At 63.3% G+C, this 14572-nt stretch carries 16 protein-coding genes; 10 read left to right on the top strand and 6 right to left on the bottom strand.

Annotated elements, in window-relative coordinates:
- Positions 1 to 11 precede the first annotated feature (11 nt).
- A complete protein-coding gene (locus ACNFCH_RS15375; RefSeq protein ID WP_416743062.1) occupies positions 12 to 974 on the bottom strand; it encodes an alpha/beta hydrolase in 963 nt (320 codons plus the stop codon).
- A 211-nt stretch (positions 975 to 1185) separates the two neighbouring features.
- On the opposite strand from ACNFCH_RS15375, the gene aroC reads away from it, so the two are divergent.
- From aroC to ACNFCH_RS15360, 3 genes are all read left to right on the top strand, one after another.
- Entirely contained in the window at positions 1186 to 2277 is a 1092-nt protein-coding gene (aroC, locus tag ACNFCH_RS15370) for a chorismate synthase (protein ID WP_070093738.1), read from the top strand.
- A gap of 114 nt (positions 2278 to 2391) precedes the next feature.
- Positions 2392 to 3546, top strand: a complete 1155-nt coding sequence (locus tag ACNFCH_RS15365) for an MFS transporter (protein ID WP_337157557.1) — start codon at positions 2392 to 2394, stop codon at positions 3544 to 3546.
- Entirely contained in the window at positions 3546 to 4082 is a 537-nt protein-coding gene (locus tag ACNFCH_RS15360) for an oxidase (protein WP_337157558.1), read from the top strand. Before ACNFCH_RS15365 ends, ACNFCH_RS15360 begins: the two co-directional genes overlap by 1 nt.
- Before the next feature lie 59 nt (positions 4083 to 4141).
- Here the strand turns inward: ACNFCH_RS15360 and ACNFCH_RS15355 are convergent, their stop codons facing one another.
- A complete protein-coding gene (locus ACNFCH_RS15355; RefSeq protein ID WP_070093741.1) occupies positions 4142 to 4414 on the bottom strand; it encodes a DUF3509 domain-containing protein in 273 nt (90 codons plus the stop codon).
- Positions 4415 to 4684: 270 nt separating this feature from the next.
- Here ACNFCH_RS15355 and ACNFCH_RS15350 point away from each other — a divergent pair, with 270 nt between their 5' ends.
- Positions 4685 to 5206 carry an ankyrin repeat domain-containing protein gene (locus ACNFCH_RS15350; RefSeq protein WP_337157559.1) on the top strand — a complete coding sequence of 174 codons (522 nt, stop codon included), beginning with the start codon at positions 4685 to 4687 and terminating at the stop codon, positions 5204 to 5206.
- 59 nt (positions 5207 to 5265) lie between these two features.
- Positions 5266 to 5796, top strand: coding sequence for a hypothetical protein (locus ACNFCH_RS15345; RefSeq protein WP_337157560.1), 531 nt, complete (start codon positions 5266 to 5268; stop codon positions 5794 to 5796).
- Between the two features lie 96 nt (positions 5797 to 5892).
- Here the strand turns inward: ACNFCH_RS15345 and ACNFCH_RS15340 are convergent, their stop codons facing one another.
- A complete protein-coding gene (locus tag ACNFCH_RS15340; RefSeq protein ID WP_416743061.1) occupies positions 5893 to 6834 on the bottom strand; it encodes a ZIP family metal transporter in 942 nt (313 codons plus the stop codon).
- Between the two features lie 125 nt (positions 6835 to 6959).
- Here ACNFCH_RS15340 and ACNFCH_RS15335 point away from each other — a divergent pair, with 125 nt between their 5' ends.
- The 4 genes from ACNFCH_RS15335 (at position 6960) to ACNFCH_RS15320 (ending at position 10362) form a co-directional block, all read left to right on the top strand.
- A complete protein-coding gene (locus ACNFCH_RS15335) occupies positions 6960 to 7151 on the top strand; it encodes a PLDc N-terminal domain-containing protein (RefSeq protein WP_196163912.1) in 192 nt (63 codons plus the stop codon).
- A gap of 222 nt (positions 7152 to 7373) precedes the next feature.
- Complete coding sequence (locus ACNFCH_RS15330; RefSeq protein WP_337157562.1) at positions 7374 to 9452, top strand: LTA synthase family protein; 2079 nt, start codon at positions 7374 to 7376, stop codon at positions 9450 to 9452.
- 157 nt (positions 9453 to 9609) lie between these two features.
- Positions 9610 to 9846: a hypothetical protein gene (locus tag ACNFCH_RS15325; protein WP_070093747.1), complete on the top strand. Its 237-nt coding sequence runs from the start codon at positions 9610 to 9612 to the stop codon at positions 9844 to 9846.
- A gap of 183 nt (positions 9847 to 10029) precedes the next feature.
- Complete coding sequence (locus ACNFCH_RS15320) at positions 10030 to 10362, top strand: ribonuclease E inhibitor RraB (RefSeq protein WP_043209796.1); 333 nt, start codon at positions 10030 to 10032, stop codon at positions 10360 to 10362.
- 108 nt (positions 10363 to 10470) lie between these two features.
- Here the strand turns inward: ACNFCH_RS15320 and ACNFCH_RS15315 are convergent, their stop codons facing one another.
- Positions 10471 to 11271, bottom strand: coding sequence for a cytochrome c (locus tag ACNFCH_RS15315; RefSeq protein ID WP_337157563.1), 801 nt, complete (start codon positions 11269 to 11271; stop codon positions 10471 to 10473).
- Between the two features lie 536 nt (positions 11272 to 11807).
- Between ACNFCH_RS15315 and ACNFCH_RS15310 the strand changes: the two genes are divergently transcribed.
- A complete protein-coding gene (locus ACNFCH_RS15310) occupies positions 11808 to 12542 on the top strand; it encodes an amidotransferase (protein ID WP_416743060.1) in 735 nt (244 codons plus the stop codon).
- Between the two features lie 153 nt (positions 12543 to 12695).
- Here ACNFCH_RS15310 and ACNFCH_RS15305 read toward each other — a convergent pair whose 3' ends face one another.
- Together ACNFCH_RS15305 and ACNFCH_RS15300 are read right to left on the bottom strand one after the other, a co-directional pair.
- Positions 12696 to 13667 carry a magnesium and cobalt transport protein CorA gene (locus tag ACNFCH_RS15305; RefSeq protein WP_196163908.1) on the bottom strand — a complete coding sequence of 324 codons (972 nt, stop codon included), beginning with the start codon at positions 13665 to 13667 and terminating at the stop codon, positions 12696 to 12698.
- Between the two features lie 116 nt (positions 13668 to 13783).
- On the bottom strand, positions 13784 to 14503 hold the full coding sequence (locus tag ACNFCH_RS15300; RefSeq protein ID WP_337157566.1) for a lysophospholipid acyltransferase family protein: 720 nt from the start codon (positions 14501 to 14503) through the stop codon (positions 13784 to 13786).
- Positions 14504 to 14572 lie beyond the last annotated feature (69 nt).

The following is a 14572-nucleotide window of genomic DNA, read 5'->3' as shown; positions in this document are numbered from 1 at the left end:
CTGAGCCGAATCTACGCCTGCGGCAACTGACGGATGAACGCCACGATCCGAGCCCCCAGCTCACGGGCCAATGGCAGGCCCGGGTTGCGGTAGCTGTCGCGTTGCTGGCTCATGTCCCGTGGGCTGATGCGCAGCATGTGATTCATGCCATCGATCAGCGCCAGTTGCGCGTCGGGCTTGGCGGCCTTGAGGCGCTCGGCATCGGCGACCTCCACCTGCACATCGTTGCGGCCCTGGATGATCAAAGCGGGCATCTGCAGACGAGCGAACGCTGCTGCCGGGTCCTGGCGCAGCAGCGAAATCAGGTAGGGCTGTACGCTCGGGCGAAACACATCGCGCAGCGGCGCGGGTACATCGAACGTGGTCTGCCCGGCCTGCAGGCGGTCGATCACCGTGTTGCCGCGCGCCAGTTCCGCCGGCGGCAGGCGCTGGGCCAATTGTTCGCGCAGCACGTCGGCCACGGGGCGACCACTGCCGGCCACGGTGATCACCGCGCTGGCGCCGGCCTGTTCAGCGGCCAGGGTCGCGATCAGCGCGCCTTCGCTATGGCCGAGCAGGATCAACGGACCGAAGCGTGGGTCGGCCCTGAGCTTGCGGCCCCAGGCCACCGCATCGGCCACATAGCGTTCGACGCTCAGGTCTCGCTCATCGGGCGTGGCCGGCTGGCTGGCGGCCACGCCACGTTTGTAGAAGCGCACGCTGGCGATGTGCTCGCCGGCCAGCAGCAAGGCCAGGCGCTTGAGGTTGTCCAGGCGACCGCTGGCGGGATTGTTGCCGTCGCGGTCGGTGGGACCGGAACCGGCAATGATCAGCACCACTGGCGGTGGTGTGGCCTGTTGGGGTAGCAGCAAGCTGCCATGGAGCACGCCCTGGCCGGTGTCCAGGTCGATGGGACGTTGCAGGACGGTCGGGGCGGCGGCCTGGGCGAGGCCTGTGCACAGCAGCAGGAGCAGGGCGGCGAGGCGCAACATCATAGGGCTACTACTTGGTGGGATGTCGGTTGGACCGGGCGGTTGATCGAAGGTTCTGCCATGCCCCTTCGCGGGTAAACCGGGTGCGACAGGTTTCAGCGCAACACTGTGGCGCGGGTTTGCCCACGACGGGGGCCGAACCGAGCACCCGAATAAGGGGAATTTCCGTATACTGCGTGCCTCCTTCACATTCAGGCTGATTCGCGGAGCGTCCATGTCCGGCAATACCTACGGCAAGCTGTTCACTGTCACCACCGCAGGCGAAAGCCACGGCCCGGCGTTGGTCGCCATTGTCGATGGGTGCCCTCCGGGCCTGGAAATCTCCCTGGCCGACCTGCAGCACGACCTCGACCGCCGCAAACCGGGCACCAGCCGGCACACCACCCAGCGCCAGGAGCCGGATGAGGTCGAAATTCTCTCGGGTGTGTTCGAAGGCCGTACCACCGGCTGCTCCATCGGTTTGTTGATCCGCAACACCGACCAGAAGTCCAAGGACTACTCGGCGATCAAGGACCTGTTCCGCCCGGCCCACGCCGACTACACCTACCACCACAAGTACGGCATCCGCGACTACCGCGGTGGTGGCCGCAGCTCGGCCCGTGAGACCGCCATGCGCGTGGCCGCCGGTGCCATCGCCAAGAAATACCTGGCCACCCAAGGCATCCGCGTGCGTGGCTACATGAGCCAGCTGGGCCCGATCGAGATCCCGTTCAAGACCTGGGATTCGGTCGAGGACAACGCCTTCTTCAGCCCCGACCCGGACAAAGTCCCGGAGCTGGAGGCCTACATGGACCAGCTGCGCCGTGACCAGGACTCGGTCGGCGCGAAGATCACCGTGGTCGCCGAGGGCGTGATGCCTGGCCTGGGCGAGCCGATCTTCGACCGTCTGGACGCCGAACTCGCCCATGCCCTGATGAGCATCAACGCTGTCAAGGGCGTGGAAATCGGCGCCGGGTTCGCCAGTGTCGCCCAGCGTGGCACCGAGCATCGCGATGAGCTGACCCCTGAGGGCTTCCTGAGCAACAACGCAGGCGGCATTCTCGGCGGGATCTCGTCCGGCCAGCCGATCATCGCCCACCTGGCGCTCAAGCCGACCTCGAGCATCACCACTCCGGGCCGCTCCATCGATGTCGACGGCAACCCGGTCGAGGTCATCACCAAGGGCCGTCACGACCCGTGCGTGGGCATCCGTGCCACGCCGATCGCCGAGGCGATGATGGCCATCGTGTTGATGGACCACCTGCTGCGCCACCGCGCGCAGAATGCCGATGTGAAGGTGAATACCCCGGTGCTGGGCCAGCGCTGATTCGTCTGCACTGGTCACTTGGCGGGTAAAGCCGCTCCTACAGGATCATCGCAGTTCCTGTGGGAGCGGGTTTACCCGCGAAGGGGCCGGCACAGGCAACAAAAGGCCCGACCCATGCCCCCGATCCCTTACTGGCGCCTGTCCAGCTTCTATCTCTTCTATTTCGCCCTGCTCGGATCCACCGCTCCGTTTTTGGCGCTGTACTTCGACCATCTAGGCTTCTCACCGGCGCGCATCGGCGAACTGGTGGCCATCCCCATGCTGATGCGCTGCATCGCCCCGAACCTGTGGGGCTGGCTGGGGGACCGTAGCGGCCAGCGGTTGCTGATCGTTCGCCTGGGCGCCTTGTCGACCCTGGCCACCTTCTCGTTGATCTTCGTCGACAAAAGCTATGCCTGGCTGGCGCTGGTGATGGCCCTGCACGCGTTCTTCTGGCATGCCGTACTGCCGCAGTTCGAAGTGATCACCCTGGCGCACCTGCACGGGCAAACCTCACGCTACAGCCAAGTGCGCCTGTGGGGCTCGATCGGTTTCATCCTCACCGTGGTGGGCCTGGGCCGGCTGTTCGAGTGGCTGAGCCTGGATATCTATCCGCTGGCGTTGGTGACCATCATGGCCGGTATTTTCGTCGCCAGCCTGTGGGTGCCCAACGCCCAGCCGGTAGAGCATGCCGAGCGCAAGGGAGCAGGGGGCTTTCTGCGGCAATTGACGGCGCCGGGTGTGCTGGCGTTCTACGCGTGCGTGGCGCTGATGCAGCTCAGCCACGGCCCTTACTACACCTTCCTCACCCTGCATTTGGAGCACCTGGGTTACACCCGGGGTGCCATCGGCTTGCTGTGGGCGCTGGGGGTGGTGGCCGAAGTGCTGGTGTTCATGGCCATGAGCCGGATCTTTGCCAAGGTGTCGGTACGCCATGTGCTGCTGGCAAGCTTCCTGCTGGCGGCGCTGCGTTGGCTGCTGTTGGGCAATCTGGCGGATATCCCGGCTGTGCTGGTATTCGCCCAGGTGCTGCACGCGGCGACGTTTGGTTGTTTCCATGCCGCGGCCATCGCCTTCGTCCAGGCCAGCTTCGGCGCCCGCCAGCAGGGGCAGGGCCAAGCCCTGTACGCGGCGCTGTCTGGCACGGGCGGCGCCCTGGGCGCGTTGTATTCGGGCTACAGCTGGAAACTGCTGGGCCCGGCCTTCACCTTTGGTATGGCCAGCATCGCGGCACTGGCCGCAGCCGTTATCATTGCCTTTTGTTCGAAACAGACCAGGACCAGCCCCTGATGAGCATTCTCAGCGTTTTCCATCTCTCCAGCCCCGAGCTGCCGAACAAGGTGCTGACCCACCACGACGATATCGCCGCCACCCTGGCCGAGCAGGGCGTGCGCCTGGAGCGCCGCACCGATGAGCTGCGCATCCGCCCGGGCACCGCCCAGGAGCAGGTATTGGCCGAATGCCAAGGGCTGTTGGATCAGTTGATGACCGCCCATGGCAGCGTAGCGTTCGGCCTGCTCAACCGCGACGGCCTTGACCCGACCCAGGCCGATCTTCGCGAGGAGCACGTGCACGAGGCGGTCGAGGTGTTTGCCGTGATCAGCGGACGTGCACAGGTCAGCTTGCGCCTGGGCGACTACGTGCAGGCAGTGTTGTGCGAGAAGGGCGATGTGCTGGTGGTGCCGGCTGGCCTGCGCCGCTGGGTGGATCTTGGGGACAACCCGTTCTGCCTGGCCTTGCGCCTGTTTGGCAGCGAAGCGGGGATGCAGCCGCAGTTTACTGGCGATGCTTCGGCTCGGCAGTTTGCGGGGATGGACGAGCTCTGATGCACGCGACTTCGCGGATAAATCGGCCTGCCGATTTACCCGCGAAGGCTGCGGCGCATTCAGCGATAGGTCGGCAGGGCGAAACGCTGCTGGCTTTGCAACATGGAGATCACCGGCAGTTCGCTGGCCTGCTCGGCCAGATCGCGGCGGATGGCGCTGATCGCCCAGGACAACTGCTCGGCGCTGTGCAACTGTGCGTAGGTCAAGGCACGGCGAGTCACCTTGCCATCGGCTGCCCGCAAGGTCAGCTGGATACCGCCGTCGGGGCGAGGCTGGGTTTGGACTTGATAGGCGCAGAATACCGAGGCGAACTTTTCCTGGATGAGGTCCATATCTCAACTCCTGACTGTTGGGTGGGCAGACGTGAGTTGAGCGTTGCAGTGACCGTGCCAGCCTACGACTGGTAAAAATATCCTTTTAAATCAATATGTTGGTTGTTGATTGAGTTTCGTCGACCGTGCATTTCGCATGGTCGTGCATTTTGTACAGTGCAATTTGCAAGGTTCATAAGGTTTGTCTCTCGGGCCGATAGAATCTGAACCTTTGACCGCCTGGCACTGCCTGACAAAGACTTGGGCTCTATTCCTGCCAGGAGGTTCCAGATGTCCGACCAACAGCCCACCGCCATGACCGATGAAGAGACCGCAGCGTTTGCCGAAGAAGTCTTCGAGCGCGCCCGGCGGGGGGATGCGCCCATGCTCGAGCGTCTGCTGCAGAGCGGCCTGCCGGCCAACCTGCGCAACCACAAGGGCGACACCTTGCTGATGCTGGCCAGCTACCATGGCCACGTTGAGGCGGTGCGAGTGCTGCTGACCCATGGCGCCGACCCGCTGATCGCCAACGACAACGGGCAACTGCCTATCGCGGGCGCGGCGTTCAAGGGGGACCTGGCGATGATCCGCCTGCTGATCGAACACGGCGTACCGGTGGATGCTGCCGCCGAGGACGGTCGTACCGCATTGATGCTGGCGGCGATGTTCAACCGTAGCGAGATCCTCGAATTCCTGCTGGCCCAAGGCGCCGACCCTGCGCGTCAGGATGCCCGGGGCGCCACCGCCTTGGCCGCCGCTCAGACCATGGGCGCGGCGGACACCGGCGCGCGCCTGCAGGCGCTGGCCGGCTAACCCTCAGGGGGCATTTGCGGCTATCCTTGGCGACTTTTTCGCCAGCGCAGGGGCCCCCCATGAAAAACCAGTTGTTCGAACTCATCAGCCTCATCGGCGCCGGCTGCATGCGCGAGCAAGACATCGAGCGCATCGCCGATGAGGCCGCCCAGGCCTACGCCGATCCCGCCGCTTTCCTGGCCGCCAATCCGGACATCAACTACGACGACAGCTTCCCTATCCCGCTGGGTGAATGGGTCGTGGTCGGCAGCCTGCCGGACACCGTGCTGTTCCAGGCCGACAGCTATCAGGAACTGTTCGAGCGCATCACCGAGTCGTTCGACAAGAGTGTCCCGTTCAACCTCAAGCCCAAGCAGTTGGCGCGCACCGAGCCGCTGACCGCGCTCAATCGTATCCAGGTCCAGATGGGCGCCCTGAACAAGGAAGCCGGCGGCTATGTGCTGGTCAACTTCAGTCAGTTGCTCGATGACGAGCTGCAAATGGTGATGGTGGGGCAGAACGATCTGGCCCGGGTGTTGGAGCTGGGGGCAGAGGTGGGGATCAAGGTCGAGCCGGCGCTGGAGGCGTTGAAGGTCGCGGTTCACGTCTGACGTCAGCTCGGCCGTTGCTACTTCGCGGGTAAACCCGCTCCAGGGCTCAACGCTGGCCTGATGGGAGCGGGTTTACTTGGAAGAGGTTGGTACAGATCAGCCCAACGCGGTATCGAGGAACATCATCACCGCGAACCCACCCATCAGGCCCAGGGTTGCCGAGGTCTGGTGCCCATTGCGATGGGTTTCGGGAATCACTTCGTGGGACACCACGAAGATCATGGCGCCTGCCGCCAACCCCATGCTCACCGGGTAGGCCAGGGCGAAGCCGGTGGAGATGCCCAGGCCGATCACCGCACCCAGTGGCTCCATCAGGCCGGAGCCGATCGCTACCAGCGCCGCCTTGAGGTTCGACAGACCTGTCGCACGCAGGGCCAACGCCACCGCCAGGCCTTCAGGAATGTCCTGGATGGCGATCGCGCTGGTCAGCGGCAGGCCGATGTTCATGTCGCCGTTGGCGAAGCTCACACCGATGGCCATGCCTTCGGGCAGGTTGTGCAGGGTGATCGCCAGCACGAACAGCCACACCCGGTTGATGCGCTCCGCCTCTGGGCCGCAAGGCCCGGTGCTTTCGTGCTCGTGCGGGGTGAAGCGATCGAGGCCGAGCATCAACAGCACACCCAATCCCATCCCCAATACCACGGTGAAGGCTGCAGCCGGGCCATTGCCGGTGATCTCCCGGGCTGCGTCCAGGCCTGGCAGGATCAACGAGAACGAGCTCGCCGCGAGCATCATGCCGGCGGCAAAGCCGAGCATCACGTCCTGGCTGCGCGTGCTGACATCGCGCAGCACCACCGCCAGCACCGCGCCCAGAGCCGTGGCGCCGAACCCCGACAGGCCGCCGAGCAGCGCCAGGTGCAGGTTGTCGGCATGGTCGCCATGAATCGCGTTCCACAGGCTGGCCGCGAGCAGGCCGAGCACCACCAGCAGGCTCAGGGCCAGGCCGGCGCTGAGCCAGGGAGTGCTCGCGGCCTGTTGTCGCCAGGCGTTGAACAGCGAGACGGGAGCAGGGCTTTCAGTGGCGTGGGCAGGGGGCATGCGGACCTCGTGACAATGTATGAACGCAGTCTAGCCATTGACCTGCCGCCGCGGCCAAGCATTCCATTCTATCGACGCAATAGCCGGCTATGCTTGGCGGCAAACCTTTTGGCAGGAGCGGTCGCATGGGTTCCACCTTCAACAGCCTGGTCGGGCTGATCATCCTCGCCCTGGACATCTGGGCGATTCTTCATGTGCTCAAGAGCGGTGCCGAGGTGGGCATCAAGGTGCTCTGGATCTTGTTGATCGTCCTGTTGCCGGTGCTCGGGTTGATCATCTGGGCCATTGCCGGGCCCAGGGGCAACCTGAAGTTCTGAAGGCGCCGGCATAAATCCGGCCCATTGGCAGGTTTACCCGCCAATGGGCCCGCTAGACAGCGCAAACGCCGGCTCGTGACAAAATTTTCACACTGGATTATCGAAAATCCGCGCCGCACAATGCTGCGTTGGCCCAATAGCCGTGCTTTGATGGCCGGGCCCTTCAGGTAGCAGGGCGATTTCGCCTTTCCGCAAACCCGCAATCCTAGGATCCCCCCATTCATGGCTAACACGGATGCCTTGAAGCAACGGGCCGTGCCGGCTTCGTTCGCGCCGACCCTCAAATCGCACCTGGCCTACACGCTACTCAGCGGCCTGGTGATCATGCTGATGCTGAGCCTGGTTCGCTTGGCGTTGCTGATCTACAACAGCGACATGATCGGCGATACACCGTCCTCCACTGTGGCCGAAGGTTTTCTCAACGGCCTGCGCTTCGACCTGCGGGTGGTGGTGTACCTGAGCATTCCGCTGCTGCTGGCGCTGCTCAGTCCCTGGGCGATGGCCCGTCGCGGGCTCTTCCGCCTGTGGCTGACCCTGGCTTCCAGCGTGGTGATGTTCCTTGGCCTGATGGAAATGGACTTCTACCGCGAGTTCCACCAGCGTCTGAACGGCCTGGTGTTCCAGTACATCAAGGAAGACCCCAAGACCGTCCTGAGCATGCTGTGGTACGGCTTCCCGGTCGTGCGCTACCTGCTGGCCTGGCTGTTTGGCACCTGGCTGCTGAGCCTGCTGTTCAAGGGCATCGACCGCCTGACTCGCGGTGACGGTGTCTCCCAAGGCTTGGCGCCACGTCGTGTCGCCCCTTGGTACCACCGCCTGGCGGTGTTCATGGTGGTCCTGCTGGTGGCGGTGGCCGCTGCCCGTGGCACGCTGCGCCAGGGCCCTCCGATGCGTTGGGGTGATGCCTTCACCACCGACTCGAACTTCGTCAACCAGCTTGGCCTGAACGGCACCCTGACCCTGATCGACGCGGCCCATAGCCGCTTCGGCGAGGACCGTGCCAATATCTGGAAGCCCACCGTCGAGCAGGACGCGGCCACCCAAGCTGTGCGTGACCTGCTGCTGACCCCCAACGACACCTTGGTCGATGCCGATGAAGCTGCCGTGCGTCGCGACTTCGTGCCGCCAGCCGACCGCACCCTGGCCGTCAAGAACGTCGTGGTGATCCTCATGGAGAGCTTCGCCGGTCACTCGGTGGGCGCCCTGGGCAGCCCCAACAACATCACGCCGTACTTCGACAAACTGGCCAAGGAGGGTCTGCTGTTCGACCGCTTCTTCTCCAATGGCACCCATACCCACCAGGGCATGTTCGCCACCATGGCCTGCTTCCCGAACCTGCCGGGCTTCGAGTACCTGATGCAGACCCCGGAGGGTGGTCACAAGCTGTCTGGCCTGCCGGCATTGCTCAGCGCGCGTAAATACGACGACGTCTACGTCTACAACGGTGACTTTGCCTGGGACAACCAGTCCGGTTTCTTCGGCAACCAGGGCATGACCACCTTCATCGGCCGTAACGACTTCGTCAATCCTGTGTTCTCCGACCCGACCTGGGGCGTGTCCGACCAGGATATGTTCGACCGTGGCAATGAAGAGCTGGCCAAGCACGACGGCAAGAAGCCGATCTACGCGCTGCTGCAGACGCTCTCCAACCACACGCCATATGCACTGCCCAAGGACCTGCCGGTCGAGAAGGTCACAGGCCTTGGCCGTCTGGATGAGCACCTCACGGCCATGCGCTACTCCGACTGGGCCCTGGGCCAGTTCTTCGAGAAGGCACGTAAGGAGCCTTACTTCAAGGACACCCTGTTCGTCATCGTCGGCGACCATGGCTTCGGCAACCAGCAGCAGGTCACCGAGCTGGACCTGGGCCGTTTCAACGTGCCGCTGTTGCTGATCGCCCCGGGCATCCAGGAGAAGTTCGGCGCGGTCAACCACACTGTGGGTACCCAGGTCGACATCGTGCCGACCATCATGGGCCGCCTGGGTGGCCAGACCCGTCACCAGTGCTGGGGCCGCGACCTGCTCAACCTGCCTGAGGGCGACCCGGGCGTGGGCATCATCAAGCCGTCGGGCAGCGAACAGATCGTCGGCCTGGTCAAGGGGGATCGCATCCTGATCGAGTCCAAGGACATGAGCCCGCGCCTGTACCGCTACCAGCTGGGTCGCGAGTTCAAGGCCGAGCTGATCGAGAGCCCCGACCAGCCTGAGCTGTTGAAGAGCCTCGAGTCCTACATCCAGACGGCGACCAAGAGCCTGATGGAGAACACCGCCGGTGTCGTCCACGGCACACCCAAGGACTGACGCCGCGCGCGTTCGCCCCCACAGATGATGCGCAAGCCTGCATCTGTGGGGGCGGGGCTCGCCCCACCAAAGCGGCTTAACTGAACAAACGCCCTCGCCGACGGTCAAGGATACTGGCAGCACACACCCGGTATTCTTTGATTGAGAGGGCAATTCAATGAAAGAGTGGGAAGTCACCTTCGTCGACCAGAATGGCGTACAGAGTTCACTGCTGTACAACGGTGATCAACGCCCAAGCGATGAGCAAGCCGCCCGGTTGATCCGTTCGCATTTGTTCCCCGTCATCGATGAACTGGACCTCAATGACTTCCAGGACCGCAGTCCTTCCCCCACGGTGCGCTGGCTCAAGGAGCAGAACGGCGTCTCCATCACCGGCATCGATGAACGGCCCTGAGCGCGCTGCGCTGGCGCTGTGAGCCAGCAGGCACTACGCTCAGACGAGGCCCGGGTCTTTCTGCGGATCCGCGTCGGCTCCATTCGCGTCTCTCATTAGCTCGATCTGCCAGGCACTCGATTGTGCAAAGCAGGTGCGTTGTGCACGGAAAGTCTATCCATTGCGTTTGTAGGAGGACGTTTCATGAGCAGCCAGAACGACGATATCAGCAGCAATGTCCTTCGCCAGATGAAAGCTGGCGGTTTTGACTTCACCCGAATCCATCCCATCGAGTTCTATGCGGTGTTCCCCGACGAGGCCGGTGCGCGGCGTGCGGCCGGGCAGTTCCGTGGTGAATCCCTCAATGCCCAGGTGCGCGAGCTGGACGATGGCGCGTGGCACCTGGAACTGAGCAAAATCATGTATGCCACCTACCGAGGGATCGGCGCCTTCGAGGAAGCCTTCGAGCAGGTCGTCTCGCCGTTTGGCGGCGAGGTCGAGGGCTGGGGCGTGAAGCAGGAGCGGCCGGTCGCCTGAATACCTTGGGCCTGGGGCCGCTGCGCGGCCCATCGCAGGCTGCGCCAGCTTCCACGGTGTTTGGAAAGATCCACAACAGCGCAGGTTCTACAGTGCTTTGGGCGCCCCTCAAGGCTTGCGCTTGGCCATGTGCGCCAGGTAGGCGATCAGTTCGTCGAGCTCCTGTTCGCTCAGCACGTTTTCGGCAAACCCTGGCATCTTCGCCTGAGGCCATTGCCGCAGGCTTTGCGGGTCGCGGATGTAGCGGCGCAAAAAGCCTGGCTGGAAGTACTCGGTGGGGTTATGGGGTACGTTCAGGTCTGGGCCGAACTGAGCATCGCCTGCACCATTGAGGCGGTGGCACGCCAGGCAGTTCTGCTGGAACAGGGCAAAGCCTCGGCGCACCGGATCGTTCGCTGAAAGCTTGGGGTCGGGCAGCAGGGCAGGGAAGCGCGCCTGCACCGGCGGCAGGCGGCGAATCGTGGTGATCTGGAACGGCCATTGCTCGGGGCGGATGCCACTGGCCTGAGGGTTGGTCCAGACCAGATAGAACGGCCCGGCGCTCGGTTTGCCGTTACCCAGGGCGGGCCAAGGTTTGGCGGGGTCTTCCACCGCCAGCCACGCCCGTGCGGGCCCAGCCTGCAGCAAGGGCGCCGCGGGCATTTCGGCGGCGAAGCCATCCAGTGCGACGGCTTGCAGGTGATCGTCGGCCCCCACGCCTTCGAGCAACGCGCTCAAGGGCACCGCGCGGTAGTGCATGGGGCGCTTGTAGGAGACATCCTGCTCGATGCTGATGTCCTGGGCCTGCGGATGAGCCAGCAACGCCTCGCTTTGCCACTGGCGTGCGGTATTACCGAGCTCCAGATGCAATTGCGCCGCCGACAGCGGCAGGCAGAACAGCAAGGTCAATAGGGCAAGGCAATGGCGCATGGGTAATCTCCAACCATTTTTGGTCGGCAGATTACCTGCGCGATGCCTGTAAAGGCCACGGCTGCGTTTATCCGAACAAGCGTGTCAGGTTCGGCAGAATGAGCAGCAAGGTCGTGGCGAAGAGAATGAGCCCGGCTTGGCGTACTTTCGATTGTCTGAACATGGCGGACCGCCTTCTTGTTGTTATTCCTGAATAGCCCTTGGCTTCCTTGTCTCGCTTCGGGTCGATCGCGACGGCGTTTGGTGACGCCGGTCCCGCATGCCTCTTGTCTCTTGTGTCTGGATATACAACCAACAGTAGGGTGTGCGTTATCCATGTTTGAGAACCCTTTGTTCTATTGGTTGGCCCGTTGATTTCTTTCGCTTATGAGGCCAAGGGCTATCACGCTGGCATGCTCTGGCTAGACAGCTGCGCCCCCAATGCCCGACCCGCTGAAATAAGTGACCGTTCGTCAGTGCATCCTACTTGCTTGTAGGTAGGTTTCGCGTCAGTCTCTACAGCAAAAATCCCACACACGTCGTTCAGGACTATCCCTATGTCGTTACGCATCTGCATCCTGGAAACCGATGTCCTGCGACCGGAGTTGACCGCGCAGTATCAGGGCTACGGAAGGATGTTCGAGCAGCTGTTCTCGCGTCAGCCGATCGCAGCGCAGTTTCGCGTCTATAACGTGATGAACGGCGAGTACCCTCCCGAAGGCGAAACCTTCGATGCGTACCTGGTGACCGGCAGCAAGGCGGACTCGTTCGGCTCCGATCCCTGGATCCAGACGCTGAAGGCCTATCTGCTCAAGCTCTACGAACGTGGCGAGAAGCTGCTGGGCGTGTGTTTTGGCCACCAGGTGCTGGCGCTGGTGCTTGGCGGCAAGACCGCGCGGGCCGATCAGGGCTGGGGCCTGGGGATCCACCGTTACTCTTTGGCCGCCCACGCCCCGTGGATGGACCCTGAGGTGTCCGAGCTGACCCTGCTGATCAGCCACCAGGACCAGGTGACCGAACTGCCTGAGGGCGCCACGGTCATCGCCTCCAGCGATTTCTGCCCCAACGCGGCCTACCACATCCGCGATCAGGTGCTGTGCTTCCAGGGGCATCCGGAGTTCGTCCATGACTACTCCCGCGCCTTGCTCAATGCGCGCCAGGAGGTATTGGGCGAAGAAGTCTACCAGCGGGCGATCGCCAGCCTGGAGGAAGACCACCAGGGCGATCTGGTGGGCGAATGGATGCTGCGGTTCATCGGTCACTCGGACAAGGCGAAGGAGAACGCGGCCTAGGCCTAGTCAAGGCCTGTCCTGCAGGCATTGGGCGGTGTTTCAGAGCTGCGTTGTACCGAGGCGTCTGTGGCGTCCTTTTCGCGGGTGAACCCGCTCCCACCTGGATTTGCTCAGGCCCTTGTGGGAGCGGGTTCACCCGCGAAGCGGGCGCCGCTATAGCCAGCCGGAGCGCTTGAAGCTGGCGAACAATGCGCTACACCCCACGCCAATCACGCCCAAGACCCCAAAGTACCCGTAATGCCAGCCCAGTTCCGGCATGTTCTGGAAGTTCATCCCGTAGATACCGGCAATCGCCGTGGGGAACGCCAGGATCGCCGCCCAGGCTGCGAACTTGCGCTGCACGATGCTCTGGCGTGACGACTCCAGCAGCATGCCGATCTCGATGGTCTGGCTGGCGATGTCGCGGATACTGGCCAGGTCTTCCATCTGCCGAGTGACATGGATCTGCACGTCACGAAAGTACGGGCGCATGTTCTTGTCGATGAAGGGGAAGTTCAGGCGCTGCAGCTCTTCGCTGACTTCGACCATCGGCGCCACGTAGCGACGCAGGCGCAGGATGTCCCGACGCAGGCTGTGCAGGCGCTGGATATCCTCTTCCTGGAGCGAGTTGCTCAGCACGCTTTGCTCCAGCTCCTCGATCTCGCCGTGGATGGCCTCGCTGACCGGCTGGTAGTTCTCGGTGACGAAGTCGAGCAGGGCGTACAGCACGAAGTCTTCGCCATGCTCGAGCAGCAACGGGCGCGCCTCGCAACGTTGGCGCACCAGGGCATAGGATTTGGAGTGGCCGTTGCGGCAGGTGATGATGTAGCCGTTGCCGGCAAAGATATGGGTTTCGATGAATTCCAGCTTGCCTTCATGGCGTACCGGCGAATAGGTGACGATGAACAAGGCGTCGCCAAAGGTCTCGAGCTTGGGGCGGCTGTGCTTTTCCAGCGCGTCTTCGATGGCCAGTTCATGCAGGCCGAACTGACGCTGCAGGTTGGCCAGCTCTTCGGCGTTGGGCTCCTCCAGGCCGATCCAGACGAAGTGCCCGGGCTTGCGTGCCCACTCGCTGCCTTCATCGATGCTGATGTTGGTGACCTTTCTGCCGGCGCTGTATACCGCCGATGCCACGACTCGCCCCATGGTTGTCCGCTTCTTCGGTTGAACACCCGATACAGCTTGGGCTCTGTCACGTCATAGAGCAACCATCGTCTGCCCGCCAAAGCCGCTGGCGGGCGACACGCATACCGTGGCTCGAATCAGTGCTGCGCCAGCTCACCTTCCATGCGGTCGATGCACTGCTGCATCTGCGTGCGGCATTGCTCGATCAATTCCGGCAGGTCCTGTTGGCTGAGGCCTGCAGTGACAATCGGCGGCAGCGAACGCACGATCACCGTGCGCTGGCGCCAGCTGTTCAGACCCAGGCGCTTGGAGTAGCGGCTGACGCACACCGGCACGATGGGCACGCCGGCCTCGACGGCCATGTGGAAGGCGCCTTTCTTGAAGGTCAGCAATTGTTCGCCGGGGTTGCGGGTGCCTTCGGGAAAAATCCAGATCGAGGTGTCGTTGCGCAGGATGCGCGTGGTCACCTGCATGGCCTTGCGCGCTTGATAGGCGTTCTTGCGATCCACCAGCACGTTACCGCCCAGCCAGAACAGCTGGCCGAACAGCGGGATCCAGCCCAGGCTCTTCTTGCCGATGGCCACGGTGCGTTGCGGCACGACCTGGCCGAGGATGAACAGGTCGAAGTTGGATTGGTGGTTGGCGACGATGACGCAGCCGGGCGGCTGGTCCCACAACGGGCCGACCTCGGCCTTGACCCGGATGCGCATCAGCCAGGCAGCAGGGAGGCTGTAGAGGCGGGCGAAGACGCGGCTGTTATCGGGGTTGAATGGCCGGCACAGGCCGATGACCAGGCCTGCCACGCCGACGACCAGAAAATGCAGCGCCAGAAGGAGCATGCGGAGCATATAGAGCATGGGACGACTCACACACCAGACAGTCGCGGCGCAGTGTACGGGTGTGCACTGCCCGGGGCAAACCTTTGG

It is taken from the genome of Pseudomonas sp. NY15354 (assembly GCF_048068075.1).
GTDB lineage: Bacteria > Pseudomonadota > Gammaproteobacteria > Pseudomonadales > Pseudomonadaceae > Aquipseudomonas > Aquipseudomonas guariconensis_C.
The sequence above is the reverse complement of the archived record's forward strand: the minus strand, read 5'-3'. Positions and strand labels throughout refer to the sequence as shown.